Here is a 14,456-nt window from a genome sequence, read left to right on the forward strand (position 1 = left end):
TGACATTTTGGCCGCAGATACGCCATATTGGGCGTTCAGCGTCGCCGGCAACGTTGAATCTGTGCCTGCCGGGGGCGGGTGGTGAAAGTGGAGGGGGCCATGGCCCAGACCATCGCGCTGGTCGACGACGATCGCAACATCCTGACATCGGTCGCGATGTCGCTGGAGTCCGAAGGCTATGAGGTCCGCACCTTCTCCGACGGCGACGAGGCGCTGCGCGGCCTGACCCAGAAGCCGGTCGACCTCGCCGTGCTCGACATCAAGATGCCGCGCATGGACGGGATGGAGCTGCTGGGCCGGCTGCGCAAGACCACCAACATGCCGATCATCTTCCTGACCTCGAAGGACGACGAGGTCGACGAGCTGCTCGGCCTGCGCATGGGCGCCGACGACTACATCAAGAAGCCGTTCTCGCAACGCCTCCTGATCGAGCGCATCCGCGCCCTGCTGCGGCGCGAGCAGCTGGCGGCCGACACCGCGCCGGCCGACCCCTCGGCCGTGGTCACGCGCGGCGACCTGACGCTCGACGGCAACCGCCACGCCTGCCTGTGGCGCGGCGAGACCATCGACCTGACCGTCACCGAGTTCCTTCTGGTCAAGGCCCTGGCTCTGCGCCCCGGCCACGTCAAGAGCCGCGACCAGCTGATGGATGCGGCCTATGGCGAGCACATCTATGTCGACGACCGCACCATCGACAGCCACATCAAGCGGATCCGCAAGAAGTTCAAGGCGATCGATGCGGATTTCAGCCACATCGAGACGCTGTACGGCGTCGGCTACCGCTACAAGGAGGCGTGAACGCGCCGGCTGCCGCCCCTGCCCTCGCCCGCAGCCGGCCTCCCGTGCCGGCCGCGCGGAGGCTGACCGCCCCATGACGCCATGACGGCCCCGCTGCGAGCCTCCCGCGGCCCTGCGCCGCGCCTCGGCGAAGCGGCCGAGGCCAGCCCGGTCCAGGCCGGCGCCCAGGCCGCCGTGCCGGAGCCGGCCGCCGAGCCGATCACCGCGACCCCCGTCGGCGGCCGCACCGTCGACGCGCCCGTCGTGCGCATCCGCCGCCGCTTCTTCTCCAAGCTCACCGCCCGCGTCCTGGCCGTCAACATGATGGCGCTGATGATGCTGGTCGGCGGCATGCTGTACCTGTCGTCCTATCAGGAGCGGCTGATCGAGAACGAGCTGTCCTCGCTCGACGCCGAGGCCACGATCCTGGCCGCCAACCTGGCGGAGGCGGCGGTGGTCGGCGGCGTCGACACGGTGCAGTCGCTGGACCCGGACACCGCCCGCCAGATCGTGCGCCGGGTGTACCAGACCAACGACACCAGGGCCCGGCTGTTCGGCGCCGACGGCAAGCTGGTGGCCGACAGCCGGATGCTGGGGCAGCCCGGCGGCATCATCGAGGTGCGGCCGCTGCTGCCGCCGCAGTCCAAGGGCTGGCTGCGCAGCATCTGGGACGCGATCTACGACTGGAGCACCGAATTCGCCGGGCCGCGCAAGCGCTGGCCGGCCTATGTCGAGCGCCAGGACCAGCAGGCCAACGACTACGCCAGCGTCCGCGCCGCGCTGGGCGGCGGGGTCGGCCGCCAGATCTGGACCCGCGAGGACGGCAAGCTGATGCTCGGCGTCGCCGTGCCGGTGCAGCGCGTGCGGCTGGTGCTGGGCGCGGTGCTGATGACTCGCGAGGGCGTCAACATCGAGGGCAACCTGCAGACCGTGCGCGAGGAGATCCTGAAGGTCTTCGCCATCGCGCTCGGCGTCACCATCATCCTGTCGCTGTACCTCGCCGGCACCATCACCCGGCCGATCCGCCGGCTGGCGCGGGCGGCGGAGCGGGTGCAGCAGGGCCGCGGCCGCAAGATCGAGATCCCGGACATGAGCGGCCGGCGCGACGAGATCGGCGAGCTGGCCTCGGCGCTGCGGGCCATGACCGCGGCGCTGTGGAACCGGATCGACGCGATCGAGCGCTTCGCCGCCGACGTCTCGCACGAGATCAAGAACCCGCTGACCTCGCTGCGCAGCGCGGTCGAGACCACCGCCCGGATCACCGACCCGGCACAGCAGCGCCGGCTGATGACCATCATCCTCGAGGACGTGCAGCGCCTGGACCGGCTGATCACCGACATCTCCGACGCCTCGCGCCTGGACGCCGAGCTGTCGCGGGCCGAGACCGAGACGGTCGACATCGCCCGCATGCTGGGCATGCTGACCGAGCTGTACAAGACCACGCTGGAGGACACCGGCCTCAAGATCAGCCTGAGCCTGCCGCCCGGCTCGACCCTGACCGTGCCCGGCATCGAGGACCGGCTGGTGCAGGTGTTCCGCAACCTGATCACCAACGCGATCTCGTTCTCGCCGCCCGACGGGGCCATCACCCTGCGCGCCCGCCGCGAGGGCGCCTGGGTGATCGCGACGGTCGAGGATGACGGCCCCGGCATCCCGCCGGCCAAGCTGGAGGCGATCTTCGACCGCTTCTACACCGAGCGTCCGGCCGGCGAGAAGTTCGGCACCCATTCCGGCCTGGGGCTCAGCATTTCCAAGCAGATCATCACCGCCCATCGCGGCCAGATCTTCGCCGAGAACCGGGAGGGGCGCCCCGGCGCCCGCTTCACGGTGAAGATCCCCGCGAAGTGAGGGGCGGCATCGACGACAATCCGCATCGAAGGGGGAACTTCATGACATCGAGCCTGCGCCGGCTGTTGCTCGGCAGCGTCTTCGCCCTGGCCGCCGGCCCGGCCTTCGCCCAGGAGCAGGTGGAACCGGCGGCGCCCGTCCCGGCGCCGCCGGCACCGCCGGCGGTGGTGGAGGAGATGGACGCCCTGTCCTTCGTCACCTGGGCCAGCGCCTCGGTCCGCGCCGCCCCGAGCGGCACCGCCGAGCTTCAGGAGACCCTGCCCTTCGGCGCCCAGGTCATCGTCACCGGCCGGCTGGCCGTCGGCGGCTGGGTGCGGGTGCAGACGCCGAAGACGCCGGTCGGCTACATGTGGGCGCAGACGCTGGCGCCGATGCGCATCACCCTGCCCGGCACCGTCGCGCCCGGTGCCGGCGCGCCCGGCTTGGCCCCGGCCGACGAATCCGCCGACGACAACATCGCCGGCGCGACGCCGCTCGGCGCCGTCGGCCCCGCCCCGCTGGCGGCGGAGGGCCGCGTCTCGCGCAGCGACGAGACCGATGTCTACAGCATCACCACCACCGGCTGGACCGACCTCACGGTCGAGCTGACCGGGATGACCGGCGACGCCGACCTGGAGCTGCGCGACGGCGACGGCAACAGCCTCGGCTCCTCCTCCGCCGGCGGCTCGGACGACGAGCGCATGACGACCTCGGTCGGGCCCGGCAGCTATTATCTCGTCGTCACCAGCTATGACGAGGACACGCCGTACCGCCTCTCCGTCTCCGGCACGCCGGGCGAGCCGCCGCCGCCGGATTCGGCGGGGTCCAGCCAGTCCGACGCCCACGACCTCGGCGACGTCACCGGCGGCAGCGCGGAGGCCGGCGACTGGGTCGGGCCGGCCGATTCCGTCGACTACTACGTCTTCCGGATCCGCGAGCGGCAGGCCGTCACCATCGGCCTGGACGGCATGTCGGCCGACGCCGACATCAATCTGGAGAGCGATGACGGCACCCTGCTGAGCGGCACCAACGCCGATGCCGAGGCGGAATCGCTGACCGCCACCCTGGACCCCGGCACGTACTACCTGAACGTCTATCCGGCCGACGGCGAGGCCACCGAATACCGGGTGACCGTGACCGGCGCGGACGCCCCTCCGCCGCCGCCGGACGGCGCCGGCAACACCCCGGACGCGGCCGGGACGATCGAGCGCGTCGGGCCGGAGCCGGCCACGGTCCGCGACTGGGTCGGCTTCACCGACCGCGACGACTATTGGCGCTTCACCCTGGTCGCCCGCGCCGACGTCACCATCCGCCTGACCATGGAGCAGGGCGATGCCGATATCGACCTCTTGCGCGCCTCGGACCAGGAAAGCCTGATCAGCGGCGCCAATTCCGGCACCGACCCGGAGGAGCTGAAGCTGCGGCTCGAGCCCGGCACCTATCTGCTGCGGGTCTATTCCTATCAGGGCGACACGCCCTACACGCTGGAGGCCAAGGCGGTGCCGACGAAATAACGCGTCTTCTTGTCCGATGATTTTGCCGTTGCGATTGACAGGGACCAGGGCGCCGGTCACCTTCCCACCCGCGATGGCGACGATCCATGCGACCTGCGTCGCAGTCGACGGCCGCGGCGTGCTGCTGCGCGGGCCGTCGGGCAGCGGCAAATCCGACCTGGCGCTCCGGCTGATCGATGCCGGCGGCCGGCTGGTGGCGGACGACCGGGTGCAGCTCTCGCTCGAGGGCGGCGTCGTGGTCGCCCGCCCGCCCGCCGTTCTGGCCGGTCTGATCGAGGCCCGCGGCTTCGGCCCGATCCCGGTGCCCTTCGTGCCCGCCGCGCCGGTGCTGCTGGTCGCCGACCTGAAGGCGGCCGAGGCGATCGAAAGGCTGCCGGAGCCGGCGGTCTGCGCCTATCTCGGCGTCCGCCTGCCGCTGGTCGCGGTGGCGCCCTTCGAGGCTTCGGCGCCGGTCAAGCTGCGCCTGGCCCTGGCCGCGCTGGCGCTGCCCGAACACCGTCTCGCAAGATGACCGACATTCCCCAATCGCCGCCGGCCCGACCCGGTCTCCGCCACCGTCTGGTGCTGGTGACCGGCATGTCCGGCGCCGGCCATTCCACCTCGCTGAAAATCCTCGAGGATCTCGGGCACGAGGCGATCGACAACCTGCCGATCGCGCTGCTGAGCCCCCTGGTCGACCACGCCGAAGGCCGGCCGATGGCGGTGACCATCGACACCCGCACCCGCGGCTTCTCGGTCGAGGCGCTGGAGGCCGAGATGGCCGCCCTGCGCACTCGCGGCGACGTCGACGTCAGACTGCTGTTCATGGACGCCGACGACGAGGTGCTGCAGCGCCGCTACACCGAGACGCGGCGGCGGCACCCGCTGGCGATCGACCGGCCGGTCGCGGACGGCATCCGGCGCGAGCGGTCGGAGCTGTATCCGCTGCGCCTGCTGGCCGATGTGATCGTCGACACCTCGCTGACCAGCCCGCAGGACCTGCGGCGGATGATCGAGGGCCATTTCGGGCTGGACGCCACGCCGGGCCTCTACGTCACGGTGATGTCCTTCTCGTTCAAGCGCGGCCTGCCGCGCGAGGCCGACCTGGTGTTCGACGTCCGCTTCCTCGACAACCCGCATTGGGTGCCGGAGCTGCGGCCGCAGACCGGCCAGGCCCCGGCGGTGCAGGCGATGATCCGGCGCGACGCGCAGTACGACCCGTTCATGGCATCGCTGTTCGGCCTGCTCAAACCGCTGCTGCCGCGCTACAACCGTGAGGGCAAGAGCTATCTCACCATCGCCGTCGGCTGCACCGGCGGCAAGCATCGCTCGGTGTTCGTGGCGGAGACGCTGGCGGCCTGGCTGGACGGCCAGGGCTACCGCCGCGGCCTGGTCCACCGCGACATGCCGACATAAGGGCTGACAGGAAGGCAACCGGAACGACATGACCACCCACCCGATGATCGGCATGGTCCTCGTGACCCATGGTCGCCTCGCCGACGAGTTCGTCGCGGCGATGGAGCATGTGGTGGGCGCCCAGCCCCAGGTCGCCACGGTCTGCATCGGACCCGAGGACGACATGGAACAGCGCCGGGCCGAGATCATGGACAAGGTGTCCGCGGTCGATGGCGGGCGCGGCGTGGTGCTTCTGACCGACATGTTCGGCGGCACGCCGTCGAACCTGGCGATCTCGATCCTCGACCGCGCCAATGTCGAGGTGATCGCCGGCATCAACCTGCCGATGCTGATCAAGCTGGCCTCGGTGCGGAAGACCGACACCCTGACCGATGCCGTGACCGCCGCCCGCGAGGCCGGGCAGAAATACATCAGCGTCGCCTCGGCCCTGCTGAAGCCGGAGAAGCGGAAATGAGCGGTCCGGCGTCCCCGGACGCGGCCGAGCAGCGGCTGACTCGCAGCGTCACCATCTGCAACCAGCGCGGGCTGCACGCCCGGGCGGCGGCGAAGTTCGTCAAGCTGGTGGCCGAGTTCGACGCCGAGATCTGGGTCGAGCGCAACGGCACCGAGGTCGGCGGCCAGTCGATCATGGGTCTGATGATGCTGGCGGCCGGGCCCGGCAGCGCCATCTCGATCGCGGCGACCGGGCCGCAGGCGGCGGAAGCCCTGACGGCCCTGGCGGCGCTGGTCGAGCGCGGCTTCGACGAGGATTGACCTCTATGGCGACGCGGATCGCCAACCTTCCCCCGCCGGCGCCGAGCCGGGAGATCGAGCTGAGCGGCCTTCCGGTCTCCGGCGGCGTCGCCATCGGCCCGGCGCATCTGATCGAGAGCGGCTTCGAGCAGGTGCCGGAATACCGGCTGGAGGAGGCCGACGTCGCCGGCGAGCGCGAGCGCTTCGCCGAGGCGCTGGCCAAGTCCCGGCGGCAGATCAAGAAGCTGAAGGCCAAGGCCCAGGCGCTGCCGGAGCAGGCGGCGGAGGATGTCGGCTATCTGCTGGACGCCCATGCCGCGATCCTGTCCGGCTCTCGCCTCCTGCGCGGGGTCGAGACCCGCATCGCCGAGGAGCGGGTCAACGCCGAATACGCGGTGCAGTCGGAGATCGCGGCCATCGCCGCCCAGTTCGCGGCGATGGACGACAGCTATCTCGCCAGCCGCATCGACGACATCCGCGAGGTCGGGGCCCGGCTGATCCGCAACCTGACCAAGCGTCAGTTCCAGGCCTTCGCCAGCCTGCCCGAGGGCAGCATCGTGCTGGCCGAGGAGATCACCCCGGCCGACACCGCGCTGATGGATCCGCGCCGGGTGGCGGGCTTCGCCTCGGCCCTCGGCGGCGCCCAGAGCCACACCGCGGTGATGGCCCGGTCGCTGGGCCTGCCGGCGGTGCTGGGCGTGCCGGGCCTCCTGGCCGGGGTCCGCGCCGGCCAGACCGTGATCGTCGACGGCACCGCCGGGCGGGTGATCATCGACCCGACGCCCGAGACCCTCTCCGCCTACCGCATCCGGCGCGACCTGGCGCGGGCCGACCGCAAGCAGCTGGAGGCGCTGGTCGGCCTGCCCTCGCGCACCCGCGACGGCGTCGCCGTCACCCTGTCGGCCAATGTCGAGCTGCCGCGCGACGTGCAGGTGGCGACCGAGCTGAACGCCGCGGGCGTCGGCCTGCTGCGCACCGAGTTCATGTTCATGAACCGGGACGACCTGCCGGGCGAGGAGGAGCAGTATTCCATCCTGCGCGGCATCGTCGAGGGCATGGCCGGCAAGCCGGTGACGATCCGCACCCTCGACCTCGGCGGCGACAAGATCGCCTCGGCCCTCGGCGGCCGCTTCGCCGAGACCGCCAACCCGGCGCTGGGCCTGCGCGCCGTTCGGCTGTCGTTGAAGGAGCCGAAGCTGCTGGAGACGCAGCTGGCGGCGATCCTGCGCGCCGGGGCGCACGGGCCGATCCGGGTGCTGCTGCCGCTGATCACCACGATCGGCGAGATCCGCGCGGTCAAGGCGGCGCTCGACCGGACGCTGCGGCGGCTGAAGCGGCGCCGGGTGCCGGTGCCGGCGGCGATGCCGCCGCTCGGGGTGATGATCGAGGTGCCGGGGGCGGCGCTGATCGCCGACGCCCTGGCGCGCGAGGTCGATTTCTTCGCCATCGGCACCAACGACCTGGTGATGTACACGCTGGCGGCCGACCGCGGCGACGAGACCGTCGCCCATCTCTACGATCCGCTGCACACCTCGGTGCTGCGGCTGGTGCAGTTCACGGTCGAGGCCGCGCTGCAGGCCCGCATTCCGGTCAGCGCCTGCGGCGAGATCGCGGGCGACCCGCGCTTCACCGCCCTCCTGATCGGCCTCGGCGTCCGCGACCTGTCGATGGCGCCGCTGCGGCTGCTCGAGGTCAAGCGCCGGATCCTGACTCTGGACAGCGTCGCCGCCGCCCGCCGCGCCCGGATGATGCTGGACCAGACCGATTCCGGCCGGATCGCGGCGCTGCTGGACGATTTCAACGAGGGCGGCTGAGCGCATGAAGATCCTGGTCACCGGCAGTTCCGGCCATCTCGGCGAGGCGCTGGTCCGCAGCCTGCGCGGCCGGGGGCATGAGGCGGTCGGATTCGACCTGCGGCCCGGGCCGTTCACCGACTTGGTCGGCTCGGTCGCCGACCGCGACGGCGTGCGTCGCGCCATGGCCGGGGCGCAGGCGGTGCTGCACGCCGCCACGCTGCACAAGCCGCATGTCGCTACCCACGGCCGGCAGGATTTCGTCGACACCAATATCACCGGCACGCTGAACCTGCTGGAGGAGGCCGTCGCTGCCGGCGTCGGCGCCTTCGTCTTCACCAGCACCACCAGCGTGTTCGGCGACGCGCTGGTGCCGCCCGCCGGCGCCCCGGCGGCCTGGGTGACCGAAGAGGTGGTGCCGGTGCCGAAGAACATCTACGGCGTCACCAAGGCCGCGGCGGAGGATCTGTGCCAGATCTTCCACCGCAACCAGGGCCTGCCCTGCATCGTGCTGCGGACCTCGCGCTTCTTCCCCGAAGCGGATGACGACAGGGCCAAGCGCGAGGCCTATGCCGACGACAATCTGAAGGCCAACGAGCACCTGTTCCGGCGGGTCGACATCGAGGACGTGGTCGACGCCCATCTGCTGGCGCTGGAGAAGGCGCCGGCGATCGGCTTCCGCCGCTACATCGTCAGCGCCACCACGCCGTTCCGGCCCGAGGACCTGGCGGAGCTGCGGCACGACGCGCCGGCGGTGGTGCGACGCCGCGTCCCCGGCTTCGAAGCGGAGTATGCGCGCCGCGGCTGGGTCATGATGCCCGGCATCGACCGCGTCTATGTCAACGACCGCGCCCGGGCCGAGCTGGGCTGGCAGCCGCGCCACGATTTCCCGGCCGTGATCGAGCGGATGCGGGCGGGCGGCGGGCTGTGGAGCCCGCTGGCCCGGCTGATCGGGTCGAAAGGCTACCACGCCGAGACCTTCGCCGAAGGCCCTTACCCGGTCGGCTGAGCCGGCGCCGGCGATCCGGACCGGCGGCCGGAAACGAATAAGATGCATTCTCGATCTTGCATTGCATAATATTTTACACAAAACTAGTTGATGCCGACTCGCAGCCGGGAACCGGGCATGCATGGGAACGTTCACATCACGCCGGTGATCTGGATCCGGGATGGGGACCGGTCGCCGATCTGCCTGGGCGATGCCGACGACCTTGCCGACTGGCTGGGCCGGACATGTGCGTCGCTGATGCGAAGCCGGCCGTCGCCCCGGGACCGCCAGGTCCTGGAGCTGGAGGCGCTGCTGGCCCGGGTGGAGGCGGCGATCGATGCCGATGTCGACCATCTGCCGGCCGAGCTGCGCCGGGACGTCGTGGCGGCGATCGCCAGGCTGAACGGCGTGTCCGTCGCCGCTGCCGTGCCGGACCGAGGCGGAGCGGCGCCGGCCACCTCGGGCCCGGCCGCCTCGCCGCGCGACCGGCACCGCACCCACGCTCCGCCGGCGCAGGTCATCGAGCTGCGGCGGCTCTTCTAGCCCTTGTTCTAGACCCGCACCGCCCGCGCCGAGGCGGCCGTCGCCACCAGCAGTGCTGCCACGATCCCGAGCGCGACCGGCAGGCCGAGGTGATCGGCGACGAAGCCGATCGCCGCCGGGCCGACCAGGATGCCGCAATAGCCGAGCGTGGCGATGGTCGAGATCGCCAGCCCCGGCGGCATGCCCGGGACCCGGCCGGCGGCGCTGAACAGCACCGGCACCACATTGGCGGCGCCGACCCCGACCAGGGCGAAGCCGATCAGCCCGGCCACCGGCCAGGGCGCCAGGATCGCCAGCAGGAAGCCGGCCGCGGCCAGGGTGGAGCCGAGCCGGACCACCGTCTCGCCGCCGAAGCGGCTGGTGATGCCGTCGCCGGCCAGCCGCATCACCGCCATCGCCACTGCGAACATGGCGTAGCCGAGCCCGGCCACCGCCGGGTCCTGGCCGCGGCTCTCGTGCAGGAACACGGCGCTCCAGTCCAGCACCGCGCCCTCGGCCTGGAACAGCACGAAGGTCAGGAGCCCGAGCACCAGGACGATGCCGCGCGGCAGGGTGAGGCGCATCCCGGCCTGCGTCGCGCCGCGCTCCGGCGGCAGCATCGATCCGGCCTGGGTGGCCAGCAGCGCCAGCATCAGCCCGCTGACGATCAGGCTGACCGTCAGCGGCGAGAGGCCGAGGCCGAGCAGCAGGCTGGCGCCGCCAGCGCCGACCAGGCCGCCGACGCTGAACATGCCGTGGAAGGAGGACATCAGCGGCCGGCGGCCGCGCGCTTCCACCGCCGCGGCCTGGACGTTCATCGCCACGTCCATCGACCCGGTCGTGGCGCCGAACAGGAACAGGGCCAGGCCGAGCAGCCATGCGTCCGACGCCAGGATGATCAGCGGCAGCGACAGGCAGAGCCCCAGCCCGCCGAGCGCCGTGATCAGGCGGCTGCTGAACCGGGCGGCGAGAAAGCCGGCCAGCGGCATCGCCACCATGGCCCCGGCGCCCATGCCGAGCAGGGCGAGGCCGAGCACGCCGTCATCGAGCCCGAGCCGGGCCTTGGCCAGCGGCACCTGCGGCGCCCAGCTGGCGGTGACGGTGCCGCAGATCAGGAACATGGCGCGGGTGGCGAGGCGCGCGGCGCGGAGATCGGCGGTCGTGCCCTCGGTATGGGCGAGGCTGGTCATCAGGATTCCCCTCAGGCGAGGATCAGGGTGAGGCCGGCCCGTCGGCAGGCGGCCAGGAGGGAAGCGTCGGCGGTCTTCTCGGTGATCAACGCGTTCAGCCGGTCGATCGGCAGGATCGGGAAGGGTGCGTCGGTGCCCAGCTTGTCGGCGGTGACCGCGGCTGCGACCCGGGCGGCGCAGCCGGCCATGCGCCGCTTCACCAGCGCCTCCTCATGGTCCATGGCGCCGAGCCCGGTCTCGACGTCGAGGCCGCAGATCCCGAGGAGGCAGAGATCCGCCCGCAGCCCGTCGAGCGCGGCCAGCACAGAGGTGCCGACCGTCGCCTGGTCGGCCTTGTCGAGCCGGCCGCCCAGCAGCACCACCTCGACCGTCGGATGCCGGGTCAGGGCCAGCGCCGCCGGCAGGTTCGGGGTGACGATGGTGGCGCGCAGGTCGGGCGGCAGCGCCTCCGCCACCGCCAGCATGGTGGTGCCGCCGTCCAGCAGCACCACCTCGCCCGGCCGGATCAGCCCGGCCGCCAGCCGGCCGAGCGCCGCCTTGGCCTCCGGGCGCTCGCCGGCCCGGGTGGCGAAGGTCCCGGCGGCGGGGGCCAGCGGCAGGGCCCCGCCATGGACGCGGCGCACCACCCCGGCGCGGGCGAGATCGTTGAGGTCGCGCCGGATCGTGTCCTCCGACACGCCCAGCGCGGCGCTGGCGGCGGTGGCCAGGATCTTGCCGTCGAGGGCGAGGAGGTCGAGGAGGCGCTTGCGCCGTTCCTCCGGCAGCAGGATATCGGTCATGGCGTTGCCTGATTTTGCCCGATCATGCACGATCAGGCATAAACGCGCAACATCCGGCAGAAGGGCAAAGATTCCATGGCCCGCCAAACGGAATCAAATATATAAAGATATCTTTATGCTTGTGGCGGACGAGCCCGGCTGCTACACCCTGCGGCAATCCCGCATTGCCTCGAGGAGCACCCGATGCCCGACGCCGCCACCTTCACCGATTACAAGGTCAAGGACATCAGCCTCGCCGACTGGGGCCGCAAGGAGATCGCGATCGCCGAGACCGAGATGCCCGGCCTGATGGCGCTGCGGCAGGAATTCGGCCCGTCGCAGCCGCTGAAGGGCGCCCGCATCGTCGGCTGCCTGCACATGACGATCCAGACCGCGGTGCTGATCGAGACGCTGACGGCCCTCGGCGCCACGGTGCGCTGGTCGTCCTGCAACATCTTCTCGACCCAGGATCAGGCCGCCGCGGCGGTCGCCGCCGCCGGCATCCCGGTCTTCGCCTGGAAGGGCGAGACCGAGGAGGAGTTCTGGTGGTGCATCGAGCAGACGCTGCGCGGCCCGGGCGGCTGGACCCCGAACATGATCCTGGACGACGGCGGCGACGTCACCCAGATCATGCACGACAAGTACCCGGAGATGCTGAACGACGTCCGCGGCCTGTCCGAGGAGACGACCACGGGCGTGCACCGCCTGTATGAGATGATGAAGAAGGGCACGCTTCGCGTCCCCGCCATCAACGTCAACGACAGCGTCACCAAGTCGAAGTTCGACAACCTCTACGGCTGCCGCGAGAGCCTGGTCGACGGCATCAAGCGCGCCACCGACGTGATGATGGCCGGCAAGGTCGCGGTCGTCGCCGGCTACGGCGATGTCGGCAAGGGCTCGGCCGCCTCGCTGCGCAGCCAGGGCGCCCGGGTCATGGTCACCGAGATCGACCCGATCAACGCCCTGCAGGCGGCGATGGAGGGCTACCAGGTCGTGACCATGGACGAGGCGGCGTCGATCGGTGACATCTTCGTCACAGCCACCGGCAATGTCGACGTCATCACCGTCGATCACATGCGGCAGATGAAGGACCGCGCCATCGTCTGCAACATCGGCCACTTCGACAGCGAGATCCAGATCGACGGCCTCCGCAACTACAAGTGGGAGGAGGTCAAGCCGCAGGTCGACGAGGTGGTGTTCCCGGACGGCAAGCGCCTGATCGTCCTGGCCAAGGGCCGCCTCGTGAATCTCGGCTGCGCCACCGGCCATCCCAGCTTCGTGATGTCGGCCAGCTTCACCAACCAGGTGCTGGCGCAGATCGAGCTGTGGCAGAACCACGCCAACTATGAGCGCAAGGTCTACGTCCTGCCGAAGCACCTGGACGAGAAGGTGGCGGCGCTGCATCTCGACAAGATCGGCGCCAAGCTGACCCAGCTGACCCCGAAGCAGGCCGAATACATCGGCGTGCCGGTCCAGGGTCCTTACAAGCCGGACCACTACCGCTACTGATCGCCCCTCGGGTTTCGATGGAGACCAGCCCCCGCCCTCCGGCGGGGGCTTTTTGTCTTGGGCCGGGTGGTCCGACCGGCCCGCCCAGCCGCTGATTTCGTAAAGCTGCCGCTTGTGGTGTATGCTACCCAACAGCAATCGACCGCGAGCCCCTCGATGAGCGACAAGCCGTCCGATCTGCCCCTCGAGCATTTGCGCCGCCTCCATGCCGGGCAGAGCAGAATTCTCGAGGTGCTGGGCGAGCACGGCCATCGCCTTGCCCGGATCGAGACAGCGATCGCCGGACTGCGCCGCGAGCAGGCCGGAGATGCCGAGACGATCGCGCATCTCGAAGCCAGGCTCGACCGGCTGCGGGAGGAAATCGACCGCATCAAGCAGCGGCTCGATCTGGTCGACTGACCCGGCGCGCCCCTCGCCCTCAATCGGTCGTCGGGATCCCGTCGAAGTCGCTCTCCACTGACAGGTCCTTCTGGTCGGCGCAGGTGAAGCGGGCCGAGCCGGCGAGCGGGTCGAGGCCGGTCAGGGTCAGGGTGCCGCTCGCCGCCTGGTCGCAGCCGTCGATCGAGCCGTCGCCGGCCTCGAGGCTGAAGGAGATGCCGTAATCGGTCGCCGACTTGTCGGCCGCGACCGCCTGGGAGAACGGCTTGAGGTCGTGCGTGCCGAGGCTCAGCTCCTTCGGCAGGGCGAGGACCACGGCCCCGACCGGCATCATCTGCTTGGTGCCGTGGACCTCGCGCTCCTGCTCCAGATACAGCATCAGCCAGCGGCTGCCGGCGGCCTGGCGCTTGGCCGCGCCGGTGCCGGTGATGGTGGCGTTGACCGGCGCGCCGACCTTGGTGCTGACCCGGCCGGGCCTGGCCGAAGCCGCCGCCGGTTCGGACGGCACCACCTGGTTCGGGTCGACCGGCACCGCGTCGAAGGTCAGCGACAGCGTCGCCTCGGCCGAATCGCGGCAGGTGAAGTTCAGCGTGCCGGCGAAGGGCGAGACGGCGGACAACTCCACCGCGCCCTGGGGCACCAGCCGGCAGTCCCGCACCCGCGCCCCGTCCGCGCCGATGGCGAGGTAGAGCGCGCCGACCGCCTTGCCGTCCGAGGCATGCCGGGCCGAGTCGTAACTGCCGACCTGCAGGGTCCCGGGCGCGACATCGGCCGGCAGCAGCAGTTGGATCTGGCGGGCGCGGATCACCCCCTCGCCGGTCGCGGTCATTCCGATGATGAATCGGCCACGGTCATCCTTCACTGCGGCCGCGAAGCCCTCGATTGTCTCGGTCTCGCCGCCCGGCCCCTCCACCGTGCCGTGAAAGGTGCCGAGGGTCTGGTCGGCCGCCGCCGCGGGCACGGCCGGCAGCAGGAGCAGGAGGGCGAAAGCGAGGCGGCGCAGCATGATCTCTTCCCGATGGTCCGGCCGCACCCTACACGCTGCGGCCCCGCCGCGCCTCCCCGCCATCGCG

General features: G+C 71.1%; 15 protein-coding genes. 12 read left to right on the forward strand and 3 right to left on the reverse strand.

Going from position 1 to position 14,456, the window contains the following annotated elements:
• Window positions 1-99: 99 nt before the first annotated feature.
• The 10 genes from G537_RS0104815 to G537_RS0104860 all read left to right on the forward strand — a co-directional run bounded on the left by G537_RS0104815 (window position 100) and on the right by G537_RS0104860 (window position 9,569).
• A complete protein-coding gene (locus tag G537_RS0104815) occupies window positions 100-798 on the forward strand; it encodes a response regulator transcription factor (RefSeq protein ID WP_026869132.1) in 699 nt (232 codons plus the stop codon).
• An 81-nt stretch (window positions 799-879) separates the two neighbouring features.
• Window positions 880-2,625 (forward strand): HAMP domain-containing histidine kinase, encoded by a 1,746-nt coding sequence (locus G537_RS0104820; RefSeq protein ID WP_026869133.1) that lies wholly within the window; start codon window positions 880-882, stop codon window positions 2,623-2,625.
• Between the two features lie 41 nt (window positions 2,626-2,666).
• On the forward strand, window positions 2,667-4,118 hold the full coding sequence (locus tag G537_RS41905) for a pre-peptidase C-terminal domain-containing protein (RefSeq protein ID WP_026869134.1): 1,452 nt from the start codon (window positions 2,667-2,669) through the stop codon (window positions 4,116-4,118).
• Window positions 4,119-4,191: 73 nt separating this feature from the next.
• Window positions 4,192-4,629, forward strand: coding sequence for an HPr kinase/phosphorylase (locus G537_RS0104830; RefSeq protein WP_026869135.1), 438 nt, complete (start codon window positions 4,192-4,194; stop codon window positions 4,627-4,629).
• Window positions 4,626-5,513, forward strand: a complete 888-nt coding sequence (rapZ, locus tag G537_RS0104835) for an RNase adapter RapZ (RefSeq protein WP_026869136.1) — start codon at window positions 4,626-4,628, stop codon at window positions 5,511-5,513. Before G537_RS0104830 ends, rapZ begins: the two co-directional genes overlap by 4 nt.
• Window positions 5,514-5,556: 43 nt before the next feature.
• Window positions 5,557-5,967: a PTS sugar transporter subunit IIA gene (locus G537_RS0104840; RefSeq protein ID WP_026869137.1), complete on the forward strand. Its 411-nt coding sequence runs from the start codon at window positions 5,557-5,559 to the stop codon at window positions 5,965-5,967.
• Entirely contained in the window at window positions 5,964-6,266 is a 303-nt protein-coding gene (locus tag G537_RS0104845; protein ID WP_026869138.1) for an HPr family phosphocarrier protein, read from the forward strand. Before G537_RS0104840 ends, G537_RS0104845 begins: the two co-directional genes overlap by 4 nt.
• 5 nt (window positions 6,267-6,271) lie before the next feature.
• Window positions 6,272-8,059, forward strand: coding sequence for a phosphoenolpyruvate--protein phosphotransferase (gene ptsP, locus G537_RS0104850; protein ID WP_034850650.1), 1,788 nt, complete (start codon window positions 6,272-6,274; stop codon window positions 8,057-8,059).
• A 4-nt stretch (window positions 8,060-8,063) separates the two neighbouring features.
• The gene (locus tag G537_RS0104855) at window positions 8,064-9,047 is read left to right on the forward strand and encodes an NAD-dependent epimerase/dehydratase family protein (RefSeq protein WP_026869140.1); all 984 of its coding nucleotides are present in this window, start codon (window positions 8,064-8,066) and stop codon (window positions 9,045-9,047) included.
• A gap of 117 nt (window positions 9,048-9,164) precedes the next feature.
• Window positions 9,165-9,569 carry a hypothetical protein gene (locus G537_RS0104860; protein WP_026869141.1) on the forward strand — a complete coding sequence of 135 codons (405 nt, stop codon included), beginning with the start codon at window positions 9,165-9,167 and terminating at the stop codon, window positions 9,567-9,569.
• A gap of 8 nt (window positions 9,570-9,577) precedes the next feature.
• Here G537_RS0104860 and G537_RS0104865 read toward each other — a convergent pair whose 3' ends face one another.
• Together G537_RS0104865 and G537_RS0104870 are read right to left on the reverse strand one after the other, a co-directional pair.
• Window positions 9,578-10,738 (reverse strand): MFS transporter, encoded by a 1,161-nt coding sequence (locus G537_RS0104865; protein ID WP_026869142.1) that lies wholly within the window; start codon window positions 10,736-10,738, stop codon window positions 9,578-9,580.
• Between the two features lie 11 nt (window positions 10,739-10,749).
• Window positions 10,750-11,517 (reverse strand): DeoR/GlpR family DNA-binding transcription regulator, encoded by a 768-nt coding sequence (locus tag G537_RS0104870; RefSeq protein ID WP_051247906.1) that lies wholly within the window; start codon window positions 11,515-11,517, stop codon window positions 10,750-10,752.
• A gap of 183 nt (window positions 11,518-11,700) precedes the next feature.
• Here G537_RS0104870 and ahcY point away from each other — a divergent pair, with 183 nt between their 5' ends.
• Complete coding sequence (gene ahcY, locus G537_RS0104875; protein WP_026869144.1) at window positions 11,701-13,005, forward strand: adenosylhomocysteinase; 1,305 nt, start codon at window positions 11,701-11,703, stop codon at window positions 13,003-13,005.
• A 156-nt stretch (window positions 13,006-13,161) separates the two neighbouring features.
• Window positions 13,162-13,404: a hypothetical protein gene (locus G537_RS0104880; protein ID WP_026869145.1), complete on the forward strand. Its 243-nt coding sequence runs from the start codon at window positions 13,162-13,164 to the stop codon at window positions 13,402-13,404.
• A gap of 19 nt (window positions 13,405-13,423) precedes the next feature.
• On the opposite strand, the gene G537_RS0104885 is transcribed toward G537_RS0104880, so the two are convergent.
• Window positions 13,424-14,389, reverse strand: a complete 966-nt coding sequence (locus G537_RS0104885; RefSeq protein ID WP_026869146.1) for a hypothetical protein — start codon at window positions 14,387-14,389, stop codon at window positions 13,424-13,426.
• Window positions 14,390-14,456: the final 67 nt, after the last annotated feature.

This window comes from Inquilinus limosus DSM 16000 (assembly GCF_000423185.1).
In the GTDB taxonomy this organism is placed as follows: Bacteria; Pseudomonadota; Alphaproteobacteria; order DSM-16000; family Inquilinaceae; genus Inquilinus; species Inquilinus limosus.